The sequence below is a fragment of the Mycobacterium sp. genome (assembly GCF_049281135.1).
Classification (GTDB): domain Bacteria; phylum Actinomycetota; class Actinomycetes; order Mycobacteriales; family Mycobacteriaceae; genus Mycobacterium.
The window spans coordinates 1-14,613 of the sequence record NZ_JBAPRN010000853.1 but is presented as its reverse complement, the minus strand read 5'-3'; the positions used below and the strand labels follow the sequence as shown (position 1 = coordinate 14,613).

The 14,613-nt window shown below is 64.2% G+C and carries 14 protein-coding genes; 8 read left to right on the top strand and 6 right to left on the bottom strand.

Annotation, left to right across the window (positions count from 1 at the left end; all coding sequences use genetic code 11):
• Positions 1 to 144 precede the first annotated feature (144 nt).
• From WAN02_RS33980 to WAN02_RS33970, 3 genes are read right to left on the bottom strand one after another with little or no spacing between them, the layout of a single operon-like run.
• On the bottom strand, positions 145 to 879 hold the full coding sequence (locus tag WAN02_RS33980; protein ID WP_422269740.1) for an alpha/beta fold hydrolase: 735 nt from the start codon (positions 877 to 879) through the stop codon (positions 145 to 147).
• 16 nt (positions 880 to 895) lie between these two features.
• Positions 896 to 2,053, bottom strand: coding sequence for a Zn-dependent alcohol dehydrogenase (locus WAN02_RS33975; protein WP_422269739.1), 1,158 nt, complete (start codon positions 2,051 to 2,053; stop codon positions 896 to 898).
• Positions 2,050 to 3,285, bottom strand: coding sequence for a cytochrome P450 (locus tag WAN02_RS33970; protein WP_422269738.1), 1,236 nt, complete (start codon positions 3,283 to 3,285; stop codon positions 2,050 to 2,052). The genes WAN02_RS33975 and WAN02_RS33970 overlap by 4 nt, the downstream gene beginning before the upstream one ends.
• A gap of 102 nt (positions 3,286 to 3,387) precedes the next feature.
• Here WAN02_RS33970 and WAN02_RS33965 point away from each other — a divergent pair, with 102 nt between their 5' ends.
• From WAN02_RS33965 to WAN02_RS33950, 4 genes are all read left to right on the top strand, one after another.
• A complete protein-coding gene (locus WAN02_RS33965; RefSeq protein WP_422269737.1) occupies positions 3,388 to 3,747 on the top strand; it encodes a Rieske (2Fe-2S) protein in 360 nt (119 codons plus the stop codon).
• On the top strand, positions 3,744 to 4,796 hold the full coding sequence (locus tag WAN02_RS33960; RefSeq protein ID WP_422269736.1) for an amidohydrolase family protein: 1,053 nt from the start codon (positions 3,744 to 3,746) through the stop codon (positions 4,794 to 4,796). The genes WAN02_RS33965 and WAN02_RS33960 overlap by 4 nt, the downstream gene beginning before the upstream one ends.
• Positions 4,793 to 5,962 carry an amidohydrolase family protein gene (locus tag WAN02_RS33955; protein ID WP_422269735.1) on the top strand — a complete coding sequence of 390 codons (1,170 nt, stop codon included), beginning with the start codon at positions 4,793 to 4,795 and terminating at the stop codon, positions 5,960 to 5,962. Before WAN02_RS33960 ends, WAN02_RS33955 begins: the two co-directional genes overlap by 4 nt.
• Before the next feature lie 83 nt (positions 5,963 to 6,045).
• Complete coding sequence (locus WAN02_RS33950) at positions 6,046 to 7,017, top strand: alpha/beta hydrolase (RefSeq protein WP_422269734.1); 972 nt, start codon at positions 6,046 to 6,048, stop codon at positions 7,015 to 7,017.
• On the opposite strand, the gene WAN02_RS33945 is transcribed toward WAN02_RS33950, so the two are convergent.
• Positions 7,014 to 7,655, bottom strand: coding sequence for a hypothetical protein (locus WAN02_RS33945; protein ID WP_422269733.1), 642 nt, complete (start codon positions 7,653 to 7,655; stop codon positions 7,014 to 7,016). The two genes, WAN02_RS33950 and WAN02_RS33945, sit on opposite strands and share 4 nt — an antisense overlap.
• Positions 7,652 to 8,479, bottom strand: a complete 828-nt coding sequence (locus WAN02_RS33940; RefSeq protein WP_422269732.1) for a hypothetical protein — start codon at positions 8,477 to 8,479, stop codon at positions 7,652 to 7,654. The genes WAN02_RS33945 and WAN02_RS33940 overlap by 4 nt, the downstream gene beginning before the upstream one ends.
• Before the next feature lie 160 nt (positions 8,480 to 8,639).
• Here WAN02_RS33940 and WAN02_RS33935 point away from each other — a divergent pair, with 160 nt between their 5' ends.
• Together WAN02_RS33935 and WAN02_RS33930 are read left to right on the top strand one after the other, a co-directional pair.
• Entirely contained in the window at positions 8,640 to 9,785 is a 1,146-nt protein-coding gene (locus WAN02_RS33935; RefSeq protein WP_422269731.1) for an acyl-CoA dehydrogenase family protein, read from the top strand.
• Positions 9,785 to 11,050, top strand: a complete 1,266-nt coding sequence (locus tag WAN02_RS33930; protein ID WP_422269730.1) for an acyl-CoA dehydrogenase family protein — start codon at positions 9,785 to 9,787, stop codon at positions 11,048 to 11,050. Before WAN02_RS33935 ends, WAN02_RS33930 begins: the two co-directional genes overlap by 1 nt.
• Here the strand turns inward: WAN02_RS33930 and htpG are convergent.
• On the bottom strand, positions 11,047 to 12,984 hold the full coding sequence (htpG, locus tag WAN02_RS33925) for a molecular chaperone HtpG (RefSeq protein WP_422269729.1): 1,938 nt from the start codon (positions 12,982 to 12,984) through the stop codon (positions 11,047 to 11,049). The genes WAN02_RS33930 and htpG overlap by 4 nt on opposite strands.
• A gap of 446 nt (positions 12,985 to 13,430) precedes the next feature.
• Between htpG and WAN02_RS33920 the strand changes: the two genes are divergently transcribed.
• Both WAN02_RS33920 and WAN02_RS33915 read left to right on the top strand, forming a co-directional pair.
• A complete protein-coding gene (locus WAN02_RS33920; RefSeq protein WP_422269728.1) occupies positions 13,431 to 14,294 on the top strand; it encodes a mycofactocin-coupled SDR family oxidoreductase in 864 nt (287 codons plus the stop codon).
• 30 nt (positions 14,295 to 14,324) lie between these two features.
• Positions 14,325 to 14,613 (top strand): hypothetical protein (locus WAN02_RS33915; RefSeq protein ID WP_422269727.1); only part of this gene is annotated, 289 nt, incomplete at its 3' end.

Here is a 14,613-nt window from a genome sequence, read left to right as displayed (position 1 = left end):
GATACAGCGCCAGCGCTTCGAGCACGTCGAAGACCGCGACGACCTCTTCCCGACCACTAGAACCCATGTTCAAATAGTAACGATGGTGACCGACAAATTTGCAGCGCTAAACCAAAGTGACACAAGTAATTTCAGGCCGAAATACTAGCTGTCTCGTGACCGCAGCCGACAGCGATCGATCAGGATTTCGGCCAGCAGTGCGGGTTCGCTGATCATCAGATCGTGGCAGGTGTCGACAGGGATCAGCGTCTGCACGCCGCCGACTGCGGCGATGCTGTGCAACTGGACGCGGCGAGACAGGGCGTGATCGCGCAGCGTCAGGATCCAGGTCCGTGGAACGTCGTCGGGCAGATCGCTGCGATCGACCGGTTCGGTGATGAGCGTTGTTGCCTCGGGGTGCACCCGGGACATGGTGTAGCGCCGCTGCTGGCGGGTCATGCCGTTGCAAAAGATCAACGCGCTCAGCGCATTCGGCATTGTCGACGGCTGCTTTCGCAGCCGAACCGCCCGTCGCACGTACCAGGCCAGCGGCCCAACGAGCGTGTCCACGATCGCCCTGCCCTGAACGGGCAGACAGGCTGCCGCCAGGACCATCTCCCGCACCCGCGGAGATCCCAGCTTGGTGACCATGCCGGGCACCGTCAGTCCGGCCAGCGAATGCCCGACGACTATCACGTCGCCAAGGCCGGCGTCTTCGATCTGCTGGACTGCCGATCGCACACAATCGGCGATGCTCACCGTGCTCAGGTCGCCGGGTATGGTGCCGTGACCGGGCATGTCCACCGCCAGCACCGGCACATGCGGCGCCCGCCGATGCAACTCGTCGACGGTGAGATCCCAACAATCCGCTGAATGCTGGCCACCGTGAACGAGAACCAATGCTGGCGAGCTCAGGTCAGGCCACTCCGAAATCGATGATACCGCGGACGATTTCACCGTTGAGCAAGTCGGCGTAGGCATCGTTGATGTCGTCGAGACGGTAGCGCTTGGTGATCATCTCGTCGAGCAGCAGTTGCCCGCTCTGGTACAGCTTGGCCAGCCGGTCGATGTCGGCCTTCGGGTTGCACGAGCCGAAGATGGTGCCCGCCAGCGTCTTGTTCATCAAGATGAATTCCTGCAAGTTGATCTTGACCGACTGGGTCAGCTGCGATGTCATCCCGGTGAGCACGCAGGTGCCGCCCTTACGAGTCAGTGCCACTCCGTCGCGGACGTCTTCGCGGCTCATCAACGACGGCGATACCACCACGGCGTCGGCCATCACGCCGTACGTCAGACCGCGCACCAAGTCGATCGCCTCCTCGGCTGATCCGGCGCTATGCGTAGCGCCGAACCGCAACGCTGACTTCTGCTTGAACTCAACGGGATCGACGGCGATGATCTGGGCGGCACCGTTGATCCGGGCGCTTTGGATGGCGGCCGTGCCGATGCCGCCGACGCCGATCACCACGACGGTGTCGCCGGCGCGCATGTTCGAGCGGTTGGAGACCGAGCCGTAGCCGGTCGGGATCGCGCACGACAGCAGCGCGCTGGGTGCCAACCGCAGGTGCTGCTCGATCTTGACGAGCGAATTCGGAGACACCACAGTGTGTTCGGCGAAGGTGCCCACCTTGGCGAGGTGACCGAGGTCCCGGCCGTCGGCAGTATGGTGACGGAACGTGCCGTCGGTGGGCATGCCCGGGATCATGGTGCCGGCGCCCACATCGCAGATGTACTCGGCTCCGGTTGCACACCAACGACATTGGCCGCAGACCGCGACGAACGACATCACCACGTGATCGCCCGGCGCGAACTCCGTGACGCCCTCACCGACTTCTTGCACGATGCCCGAACCCTCATGGCCACCGATGATGGGAAACATGCTGGGCAACCCCATGGACCGCATCACCTCGTTGGGCGCCGACATGTCGCCCTTGAGAATGTGATCGTCGGAGTGGCACAACCCGGCGGCGGCCATTTTCACCAGAACCTCACCGGCCTTGGGCGGATCCAGCTCGAATTCCTCGACCGACCACGGGCCACCGACGTCGTGCAGGATCGCGGCGCGGCTTTTCATGACCCGACGCTGAAGGTCACGGGAAGCTTGTTGGGAGACCGGAAGATCGGGCCCACAATCTTGGACTCCTCGCCGGTCCCGTCGTCGGCCAGCAGAGCCAAGTCCGGGGCCCGGTCCAACAGGCTGTTCAGCATCACCCGGGTTTCCATCCGGGCCAAATGCATTCCGAGACACATGTGGATCCCCCCGGCGAACGAGATGTGCGCTTGGCGAGGCCGGCGGATGTCGAAGCTGGTGGCGTTGTCCCACCGACTCTCGTCGCGGTTTGCCGACCCCATACACAAATCCACCTGCGCATTGGCGGGGATGGTGTGGCCGCTCACCTCGACATCCTCGGTAGTGGTGCGCATGACCATGACGAGCGGTGTTTCGTAGCGCAGTCCTTCTTCGATCGCTGCCGGTATCAACGACCGGTCCCGTTGGACCATCGCCAACTGCTCGGGGTGGGTGAGCAACAGGTAGAGCAGGTTGCCCGACGACCGGTAGGTGGTTTCCAAGCCTGCGGGCAGCAGCAGCCTCAAGAAGGCGATGATGGCCTCGTCGGTGAGCTTTTCGCCGTCGATCTCCGCGGCGACGAGATCGCCGATGATGTCGTTGGTCAGTGTGCGGCGACGCTGCTCGACCTGGTCGAGGAAGTAATCGTGCAACTCGTTGGCCGCGGTCAACCCCGCCATGATGTCGGTCGGGATCGAGATGATGTCCAGCGAGAGCCGCCGGAACAAGTCAAGGTCCTCGCGAGGGAGCCCGAGCAGTTCGGAGATGATCCGGGTGGGGAACTCGAATGTCAGCGCCTTCACCAGGTCGGCGTGCCCGTCGTTCTTGATCTCGTCGATCAGTTGATCGCAGACCGGACCGATGACCGATGGCTCCCAGCGCTCAAGCGCGGTTGCACGAAATGCCTTGGCTACCAAGCTTCTATGGTCGTGATGCTCCTTGCCGCCCATGGCCAGGATCATGTGGCCCATCACCAGCCCGATGGTCTTGTCGTAGGCAGCGGAGGTGAAGATCTTGTCGTCACGGAATGCCTGGAAGACGCCGTCGTAACCGAACAAGACCCACTCGTCTTCCGGTTTCAACTCTGGCGGCATCAGTTCGTGGTCCATCAGCGACCCGTGGAACACCGGATCGGTGCGTCGCATGTATTCGAAGAACGGGTAGGGGCTGGTTTCGCCCGTGGTGTCCAGGGTGACCGGCTCGTCGCCAAGATCCGGACTATCGGTGCGCAGCGTCATTGCCGCTCCTTAGGGGGGCGCATGGAATCTCGCTATCATAATATAGATAGCAACGAAGCCCAATGGCTTGTGGTGGTTACCGTAACGAGGACAGTATTAACCGTGCCAGAACGTCGATTCGTCTGCTCGCTCGACGACCTGCCGCCGGGTGCGATGAAGCTCGTCGACGTCGGGAAATTCGGCGTCGGGGTTTACAACGTGCGCGGCGCACTACACGCGATCGTCAACTACTGCTCCCACGAGGGCGCTCCGCTATGCGAGGGCCTGATCGGCGGAACCAATGAAACTGCGCCCGACGAACCCGGCGGCCTTCGGCGCGTCAAAGACGGCCAGATCGTCCGATGCCCTTGGCATAACTGGGAATTCGATGTCACCACGGGTCAAAACCTTGCCGATCCCAAGCGGCGGGTCCGCACCTACGACGTCGATGTTGACGACGGGAAGGTGTACCTGACCGCATGATCATCGACACGAACGTTCAGCCGCATTTCCGCTACAACGCCGAAATCAGGCGCTACCTACCCGATGCCCACAAACTGCGGGCGATCCCCGACGTGGAGCAACAGTGGTATCAGGCGCCGGGGGGAAACTACCGGCAGGACCTGTACGGCGAGCACTACCCGGGGTCAGACCGCGAAACCGTTGCCCGCCACCTGTTCGACGATGCCAAAGTCGATTACGCGGTGCTGAACCCGTTGACCCGAGGCAACATTGCCGACTATCTGCTCAACAGCCGAATCTGTGCCGCGGTCAACGATTGGCTGCTGGACCGGTGGCTGGAGCCAGATTCTTCGAACCGGTTCCGCGGAACCATCCGGGTCAACCCGGAGGACCCCAAGGGTGCTGTCGCCGAGATCGAGCGTCTTGCCGCACATCCCAAGCTGGTGCAAGTCGGTGTGCCCATGCAGTCCCGCGAGCCTTACGGCAAACCGATGTTCGAGGCGATCTGGGAAGCCGCTGCGGCGCACCGGCTTCCGGTTGCCGTGCACATCAACGGTGGCAACGGCGTCGACTATCCGCCCACGTTCGCCGGTCACGCCCACACCTATCCCGGCTACGCGGCCTTCATGCCACTGAACTACTTCGTGCACTTGGCGACGCTGATCATCGAGGGTGTCTTCGGACGCCATCCCGATCTGAGGTTCGTGTTCGCTGACGGCGGTTACGACATCCTGACCCCGCTGATGTGGCGGCTGGATACTTTCTGGCTGTCGATGCGCGATCAGACACCCTGGGTCGACCGTTATCCCAGCGACTATCTGCCCGACCATGTCCGGTTCTGTTCGTCGTCGTTCGACGGGCCAACCGATCCGGGCCAGATGCAGCGGTGGATTGAGTTCTCCGGCAAGGCCGACCTACTGATGTACGGATCGGGCTACCCTCATTGGTCTACGTCCTTACCCGAGCAGGCCGCCGGCGGACTGGACAGCGCGCAACGCGACAACGTGTTGTGGCGAAACGCCAGCGAACTTTACGGACTCGGCGCACCGGCGGAGGAGAGCGTTCGATGACCACGATCGAGCGGGTCAACCCGCACACCGAGCACGACGAGATCGCAGTCGCCATCGTTGACACCGATGTGCACCCAATGCCCGTCTCGACCGACGTCCTCAAGTCGTACGCGCCTCCCGAGTGGGTGGACAAGATCTGGCCAACCGGAAACGCCGTGACGCCGATCCCGCACTTCTACGACACGCCCGATTCCTACAAGACCAACTCGATGCGCGTCGACGCGGCCCCACCTGGTGGCGGTTTCGCAGGCACCGATCCCGACTACGCCGCCAAACAACTGCTGCTCGACGCCGGGGTCAGCATTGCCACGCTGGAACCGATGTGCGACGCGCAGCTGCCGCAGGCCGAACACGTGCTGAAGTCCACCTACAACGACTGGCTCGCCGATGTCTGGCTGGACCGCAACAACGCCCACGGTCGCTGGCGCGGATCGATCAGCGTCAGCGCGCAGGTGCCCGACCTGGCGGCGCGCGAGGTAGAACGGTGGGCCGGCCACCCGTACATGGCGCAGGTCTTGATGACGCCGCAAACACGTGGAATCCCTTTCGGCAACCCGCATTTCGATCCGCTGTACGCGGCCGCGTCCGCCAATGGGCTACCGGTGGCCACCCATTTGATGGGGCAGACGCCGTTCGAGCTGGTTCCGCTCTATCCGGTCGGCAACCCGGCGCACTGGCATGACTTCTTCGCCTCGTGGCCGCTGCTGTACGTCTCGCACCTGATGAGCCTGGTGTTCGACGGCGCCTTCGACCGGCACCCCGATCTGCGGGTGGTGTTCGTCGAGGGCGGGTTCACCTGGGCGATGCCGGTGATGTGGCGGATGGACCGGATCTGGGAGGCTCGTCGCGCCGACCTTCCGCATGTGCGTCGCCGGCCGTCGGAGTACGTCCGCGAACACGTCCGGTTCACCACCCAGCCGCTGGAAGACGCCGACGTCAAACAGTTCCGCGACTACCTGGAAATGATGGACCTCGGCGACAACCTGATGTTCTCCACGGACTATCCGCACTGGAGCTACGACTCGCCGACCTATGCGATCAACCGGTTCCCGGCGCCCCAACGTGAACGGATCATGCGTGGCAACGCGACCGCGTTGTACGGGCTGCCGTCCACCGTCAAAGCACTCCCCGGGGAACGAACGGCCGTCGACGTCAGTTTCGAGTGAGCAGGCGGCTCGGGCACCGCGAATTACCGGTCTGCTTTGCCAACGGCTTAAATAGGGTGACCTAACAGCCGAAGGACGAGAGCATGACGACTGAGACCGATCGCGCAGGGGTCGCGAGGCCCAGAGGGATCGGCCGCATCGATCCGGCACTGCGGGACGCCGCGGCCAGCCTGGACGTCAACGAATTCCAGGCGGAGTCGCTGCCCGCCGAGCGAGAGCGTGCCGACCGGATCGCCGCCGCTCGGGCGGCCGCCGTCGACACCGGCAACGTCGCGATAGAAGACCGTGCCATCCCGGGCCCGGCCGGCCGGCAGCTTGGCCTGCGCCTATACCGCGGCCCGGCCACGACTGCGGCGCCACTGGTCGTGTACGCCCACGGCGGTGGCTTCGTGACCGGGAACCTCGACACCGACCACGCGCACTGCGTGCAACTGGCGCGCGACGCGAGCTGCCTGGTGGTGTCGGTCGATTACCGGCTGGCGCCCGAGCACCCCTGCCCGGCGGCGCTCGACGACGTGGACGCGGCGTTTCGCTACGTCGTGGACAACAGCGCGCAACTCGACGCGGACGGCGACCGGGTCGTCGTGATGGGGCGTGACGCGGGCGGGGCTCTGGTCGCCGCCGTGGCACAGCGCACGTTCGACCAGGAGGGTCCGACGATCCTGGCCCAGGTGCTGCATCAGCCGATGCTGGATTCGGACGCGACGCCATCGCGACGGGAATTCCAGCGCAGCCCCGGCCTCAACGGCCCCGCGGTGAGCCGCGCGTGGGCGCACTACCTCGGCCACGGCGCCGCGACGGCGCACCACGTTCCGGCCCATCGGGCGAACCTGGAAGGCCTGCCGCCCGCGTTCATCAGTTGTGCCGAGATCGACCCGTGCCGCGACGAAGCCATCGACTACGCGAACCGGCTGCTCCACGCTTTTGTGCACACAGAGTTGCACGTTGCGGCAGCCACGTTCCATGGGTTCGACTCGGCGGTGCCGGACTGGGTTGTCTCGCAGGAGAGCACCGCGTTGCACGCGCAGACGCTGCGGCGGTCGTTCGCCGTCTAGATCGGATCGAACTTGGTGATCAGCCAGTCGCCGTGCACCTTGGTCAACGACACCAGCACGCTGCTGGAGGCCATCGCCGGGTCCGGCCGTTCCTTGCTGGTGGTCACCTGGTTGACGAAGACCAGCACGACCGCCGAATTCGGGTGCAGCTCTGACGCCGCCGCGCCCACGACCTGAGCGGTGGTCGCCACCGCCTTCGACTGGGCAGCCGGTGTCACGACCTCCTTGGTGAACTGGTCGTAGTAGTTCAGGAAGTCACCGGTGAGGTGGGACCTGGCCGCGGCGAAGTCCTGATTGAGGGTGTCGGGCTTGTAGGACAGCAACGCCACGGTGCCATCGCGGGCCGCGTTGACCGCACTCTGTGCGACCGCCTTGTCAGTCTGCGTGTCGGGCCGAAACTGGGCGAAGTACAGCCATCCGGCCAGCCCACCGGCGGCCAGCAGACCCAGCACCAAAGCCGCCGGAATGAGCGGGATGGCGGGGAGACTTCGTCGGGCTGCGGGCGAGCTGTCGGCGCTGTCCGCGGCCTTGTCGACCTCGTCGACGGCCGAGTCTTTCTCTTTGTCATCGGTCGCGGCGTCGACCTCGACCTCGTCGGTGGGCTCGACGTCGGGCGTGGTTTCGTCGTCGGCGCTCACAGCACGAACTCCACTTTCGACAACTTCAGCTGATCGCCGTCGTGCACCACCGACACCCGAAACCGGAACGTCCGCGGTTGATCCTTGGCGCCGGCGATATTGGTGACCCGCTCGTTGGCCAGCACCAGAACGACCGCGGAATCGTTGTCCATCGATTCGACCGCCGCGGCCGCGACCGATCCTTCGGTCACTGCTTTGGAATCCTTGACCACCGACTCGAAATCCTCTGCACGCCTTTGGAAATCGTCTTTGAATGCTCCGGTGGCACTGTCGAGCACGCGCTGGACGTCTTCTTTGGCCTTGTTGAAATCCAGCGATGTCAGGTTGACGACGCCTTGCCGGGCGGCGGCGATGTAGGCCGCGGCCCGCTGCCGCTCCTGCACGACGTTGTGGTGATGCCAGGCCATCCAGCCGCTGACGCCGAGCAATGCGCAGATGGCGACCACCGCGGCAATGGTGAGGCCCTGGGCCCAGTTCGGTACCCGCAACCGGCGGCGGCCCGGCTCGGGCTCGACCGGCTCGGGTTCGGCCGTTTCGGTGGGCGCAGGAGCTTCTGCAGTCTCGACGGTCTCGGTGGCATCGGGCGCTTCCGAAGTCTCGTCGGCGCCATCTTCGGCCTCGTCGGCGTCGGCGGTCGTCGCGTCGGCCTCTTCGTCAGCTCGAGCCTGTGCTTCGCGCCGCAGCTTGATGGCGAGAGCCCGAGCGCGGGCAGCTGCGGCAAGCGCCTCGGCCTCGGCGGCTTCAGCCTCGGCTTGCTCGGCTAATGCGAGCGCATCCGCCTTCGCCTTGGCGGAATCCTGCGGCCCTTTGCCCGGGTCAGCCATGGCGACCGCGACTCCTCAACGTCATTATCGACTGAACTCCGGTATCTCTTACTGTATTGCTCATTGCTACCATCGGGTCACCAGCGACCACCGACTGGGACACACGCCGGGCCTTCATCCGCAACGGTGAAGGAAGGCCAGGAAGGTCTTAGCCAACATCATGACTGCCGTCGATTCCCCCGAAAAGATACTCTTCGCCTCCACCACCCAAGCATTTCTGCAAAAAGAGGTTCCGCTGAGCCGGGTGCGGGAGCTGCACGCTCAAGGTGTCTCCTTCGAGCCGGCCTGGTGGCTCCGAGCCGCCGAGCTCGGCTGGACCGCGTTGCTGGTCCCCGAGGAACTCGGCGGCGGCAGCGTCTCGGGCGACGGGGTGGCTGATCTGGCCATGGTGGCCGAACAACTCGGCAAGACAGTGGCTCCCGGCCCGTTGTATCCAGTCAGCACGGTGCTTGCCGGTCTGGTGGATTCCGCCGACCCGCAATCGCACGCGGCGACGATTGAGGCGCTGATCGCCGGTGAGATCGTCGCGTCGTGGGCGGTATACGAACCCGGGCGGGGTTGGGCACCGCATGACCCGGCGGTCACCGCGACGCCGACCGATTCCGGCTACCGCATCGACGGTGTCAAGGACCGCGTGGAGGGCGGCGCGCAAAGCAGCCTTCTGCTCGTGGTGGCGCGAACGGACGACGGCGTGCGCCAATTTCTGGTGCCGACCGACGCAACGGGTGTGCGCGTAGAACCGCAGCAGTCGATCGATTTGGTAAAGCAGTATGCCCGTGTGCATTTCGACGGGGTCGAGGTCGACCACGGCGCGGCGATCGGCGGTGGCGCCGAGTTGATCGACCGGCAAAGCCAAATCGCCCAGGTGCTGCAGTGCGCCGAAGTGGTCGGCATTCTGCAGACCGTTTTCGACTTCACTGTGGCCTGGGCTTTGGATCGGCACAGTTTCGGCCGCCCGTTGGCGTCCTATCAGGCGCTCAAGCACCGCTTCGCCGATATGAAGATGTGGCTGGAAGCTTGCCGGGCAACAACTTCCGCGGCGGTGGCAGCCATCGCCGACCGTTCGCCGGATACCGCCTTGTCGGCCAGCATTGCCAAGTCCTACGTCGGGGAGACGGCTACCGAGATCATCCAGGCCTGCGTGCAGATGCACGGCGGTATCGGCGTGACATGGGAGCACGATCTGCACGTGTACTTGCGGCGGGCCGCGTTGTATCGGTCCATGTTCGGGACCCCGGAGGAACACAACCTGCGGGTGTACCAGTTGCAGGAGGCGGGTCAGCAGGCGTCGCCGAGGTCCGCCTGATGACCGAGACGTACCGCGCCGACGCTGTCGCGCAGGCCGAATCGATCGATGACTTCCGGGCCCGGGCGCGGGCCTGGCTGGCCGAGAACATGCCGCCCATCGACCCAGCGCACCCGCCGGCGGCTCATCGCGACGAGGAGCGTTGCTGGCTGCGTGCTCGCGAGCTCCAAAAGCGGCTCTATGAAGGCGGATTCGCCGGGATCTGCTTTCCCCGCGAGTACGGCGGCTTGGGGTTGGACTACGAGTATCAGAAGGCGTTCAACGACGAAAGCCTCAGCTATGAGATGCCGCTGATCCTCAATACGCCGACGTTCACCATCTGCTGTGCGACGTTGCTCGACACCGGCAGCGAGGAACAGAAGCGTAAGCACATCGGCGCCGCGCTACGCGGTGACGAGATATTGGTTCAGCTGTTGTCCGAGCCCAGTGGCGGCTCAGACCTCGCGGGTGTGCTCACCCGCGCAGAGCGCGACGGCGACCACTGGGTGCTCAACGGCGCAAAGACGTGGAGCACCAGCGCATTCGGCGCCGACTATGGCTTGTGCCTGGCCCGCACGAATTGGGATGTGCCCAAGCACGACGGCCTGACCATGTTCTTGGTGCCGATCAAGCATCCCGGGATCACGTTGCGGCGGATCACTCAGCTGAATGGATCCACCGAATTCTGCGAGGAGTTCCTCGACAACGTCGATGTCGGTGATGACGCTGTCGTCGGCGAGGTCAACGACGGGTGGTCGGTGGCCTCGCGCCAGCTCTATCACGAGCGCCGCGCGGTCGGCATGGGCTCGGAATTCGCCAGCGGCAGCGGCAGCGAGGGCGGCCGATCCACCCCGGTGAACTACGTGCGGCTCGCCGAGAAGACCGGACAAGCTGACAACGAACGAGTGCGGCAGATCGCCGGACGCGCGCTGGTGCATCGGGCGGTCAGTGACCAACTGGGCGCCCACGTCTTCCGCAGCGTCAACGACGGCACGCTGCCGCCCGCCGCGGGTACTCTGCTGCGGCTATTCCACGCCGAGACAGTGACTTTGGAGATGGACGCCGGATTGGCCATCACCGGAACGGCCGGAGTCGTCGGTGCTGAGGGGGAGGGCCTGGAGACCGGTCTGCGCTATCTCGCCCGACAAACGGTGTGTATTGGTGGCGGCACCAGCGAGTTGGCCCGCAACGTCATCGGCGAGCGGGTGTTGAATTTCCCTCGCGAATACGCCGCCGACCGCGGCGTACCGTTCAATCAGGTCAAGCACGGGAAAGTGGGCCGCTAAACCGTCCGCGCCAGCCGGTGCGCCAGCAATTCGGCGAACCGGGCCGGATCTTCGGGTGCGTTGCCTTCTGCGAGAAGGGCAGCACCGTAGAGCAATTCGGCAGTTTCGCCGTTCGTCGGATCGTCGCCGCGGTCTTTGTGGGCCTGCTGCAGACCGGTGATCAGCGGGTGGGTCGGGTTGAGCTCCAACGTCCGCTTCCCGACCGGGACATCCTGCCCGGTGGCGCGATAGATGCGAGCCAGCGACGGGGTGATGCCGAAGGCGTCGGTGATCAGGCAGGCCGGCGAGTCGGTCAGGCGGGTGGATAGCCGCACTTCCTTGACGTGCTCGCCAAGTGTCTCGGTCAGCCAGGTCAGCAAATCGGCGAAATCCGCTTCCTGTTCTTTACGTTCGGCCTCGTGCGCCGCCTTCTCTTCCTCGGAGTCGAGGTCTACGTCGCCCATCGCCACCGACTGCAGGGGTTTGCCGTCGAACTCGGTCACCGATCCCAACCAGATCTCATCGACCGTGTCGGAGAGCAGTAGCACCTCATAGCCTTTCGCCTTGAACGCTTCGAGGTGCGGCGTGTTCAGGATCTGCTGCGGCGATTCACCGGTGGCGTAGAAGATCTGCCGCTGGCCTTCTTTCATCCGCCCGACATACTCGGCCAGCGTGGTCAGCTGCTCCTCGCTGTGTGTCGAGGCGAACGACGAGATTTCCAGCAGCGTCTCCTGGTTGTCGAAGTCCCGCATCAATCCTTCTTTGAGGACCTTGCCGAACTCACTCCAGAACGTGCGGTAATCGTCCGGCCGCTCAGACTGCAGATCCTTGATGGTCGACAGGACCTTCTTGGTCAACCGCCGCCGGATCGCGTTGATCTGCCGGTCCTGCTGCAGGATCTCGCGGGAAACGTTCAGCGACAGGTCCTGTGCATCCACGACACCCTTGACGAACCGCAGGTATCGAGGCATCAGCTGGTCGCAGTCGCCCATGATGAACACCCGCTTGACATACAGCTGCACGCCGATCGCGGCGTCCGGTTCGTACAAGTCGAGCGGGGCCCGCGACGGAATGAAGAGCAGGGCTTGATACTCGAAAGTGCCCTCGGCCTTCATCGAGATGACCTCGAGCGGCTCATCCCAGGCGTGCGCGATGTGCTTGTAGAACTCCTTGTACTCCTCGTCGGATACCTCGTCTTTGGGCCGGGCCCACAGCGCCTTACCCGAGTTGAGGGTCTCGACCTCCTTGGTGACGGTGTCTTCACCGCCATCTTCACCGGGTGTGGTCTTTTCGACCTCCATCCGGATCGGCCAGGCGATGAAGTCGGAGTACTTCTTGACCAGCGTCCGGATCTTCCACTCCGAGGTGTAGTCGTGGATCGCGTCCTCGGCATCCGCTGGCTTGAGATGCAAGGTGACCGATGTCCCCTGCGGAGCGCCCTCGACGGTGGCGATGGTGTAGGTGCCATCGCCGCTCGACTCCCACTTGGTGGCCTCGCTGTCGCCCGCCTTGTGCGTGAGCAGCTCGACCTTGTCGGCCACCATGAAGGTGGAGTAGAAGCCGATGCCGAACTGACCGATCAGCTCCTCGGAGACCGCTGGGTTTTTGGCGTTCTGGGCGTCCCGCAACTGCTGACGCAGCTCGGCGGTGCCGGATTTGGCCAGCGTGCCGATCAGATCGACCACCTCGGCGCGGGTCATGCCAATGCCGTTGTCGCGGATGGTCAGGGTGCGGGCGTCCTTGTCGACGTCGATCTCGATGTGCAGATCGGACGTGTCGACGTCCAGGTCCTTGTTGCGGAATGCTTCGATCCGCAGCTTGTCGAGCGCATCTGAGGCGTTGGAGATCAGCTCGCGCAGAAACGAATCCTTGTCGGAGTAGACCGAGTGGACCATCAGGTCCAGCAGTTGCCGCGCCTCGGCCTGAAATTCCAGCTGTTCGACGCCCGAAGTCATGACATGTCCCTCCACCAGACGGTATTCGAGGGCAGGTTACAGGTTCCGACCACCAGCGTGCGGCCAGGGTCACCGCGCACGACGCTCTCCACCTGGATGGCGCCGGCGCCGCAGTCTGCCAACGCGACATGGTAGCCGGAATGTATGTCTACGAAGCCAGCTCGACGACGGGGACGCCAATGCGCGCGCCTGTCATCTGTCCGCCCTTTTCGGTGTCTTTTCTATTTTAGGTAGTATAGATACTATAGATATTCGTCAGCCTGTCCTGCAATGACGCAGCGCGTGGAAGAGAAGCAATGGAGTCGAACGCTCGTCCGGTCCTGATCGACGGCCGGGTCAGCGCCCTTGCCCAGCCCGCAGCGACGACTGGAGATGACGGTCCCCATATCGAATGGCTTGAGCCCCAATGTAGGTCGCATTGTTGAGCGCATGAGAAGGGATCGGCTATGGGCAGGGTGACAGGCAAGGTCGCGGTAGTCAGTGGAGCCGCGCGCGGACAAGGGCGCTCGCACGCGCGGATGCTCGCCGCCGAGGGCGCCGACATCATCGCGATCGACTTGTGCGAAGACATCGAGACCAACGAGTACCCACTGGCCCGGCCCGAAGACCTCGACGAAACCGCTCGTCTGGTCGAGAAGGAGGGCCAGCGCGTCGTCGCCGAGATCGCCGATGTTCGCGATCGCGCGGCTCTGTCGGCGGCGATCGATCGCGGTGTCGCAGAGCTCGGTCACCTCGACGTCGTGGTCGCCAACGCCGGCATCTGTCCGTTGACGGCGGGCCTGCCGCCGCAGGCCTTCGCCGATGCCGTCGACGTGGACCTGGGCGGCGTGCTCAACCTGGTGCACGCCAGCCTCAAGCATCTGGACTCCGGTGCGTCGATCATCGTGATCGGCTCCAACGCGGCCTTCATGTCGTCGATGAACACCTCCGGGATCGATGGCGGTCCCGGAGGGGCGGGGTACGCCTTCGCGAAAATCGCTGCTGCCCACTATGTCAACGACTTTGCACGCTCCCTGGCTCCGTTCTCCATCCGGATGAACGCGGTGCACCCGACGAACGTCAACACCGACATGTTGCACAGCGCACCGATGTACCGAGCCTTCCGGCCCGACCTGAAGAACCCGACCCGCGAAGACGCCGAGCCGGTTTTCCCGCTGGTGCAGGCCATGCCCATTCCCTACGTCGAACCCGAGGACATCAGCGAGGCCGTGCTGTTCCTGGCGTCCGACGCCGCCCGCTACATCACCGGCCAGCAGCTCCGGGTCGACGGCGGGGGATTCCTGAAGGTGAAGCCGTGGTCGGGCGGTTAACCAGCACCACAAACGAATTGGAGTCGCACCATGCCTAAAGGCGTTATCTACTTGCAGACCATGCCGGTGTCGTCCGACCTCGAGGAGGAGTACCACAAGTGGTACAACGACACCCATCTGGCCGAGATCTGCTCGGTGGACGGCATTGTTTCGGCGCGCCGCTTCGCGCCCACCGACGGCAAGGGCCCGTTCATCGCCATCTACGAGCTCGACTGCGACGACCTCGACGCGATAGTTCAACGACTAGGGGAGCTCGGCGCCAGCGGCAAGATGTCGTCGCTGCAATATCTCAGTATGGACCCGCCGCCAATTCCCAAGG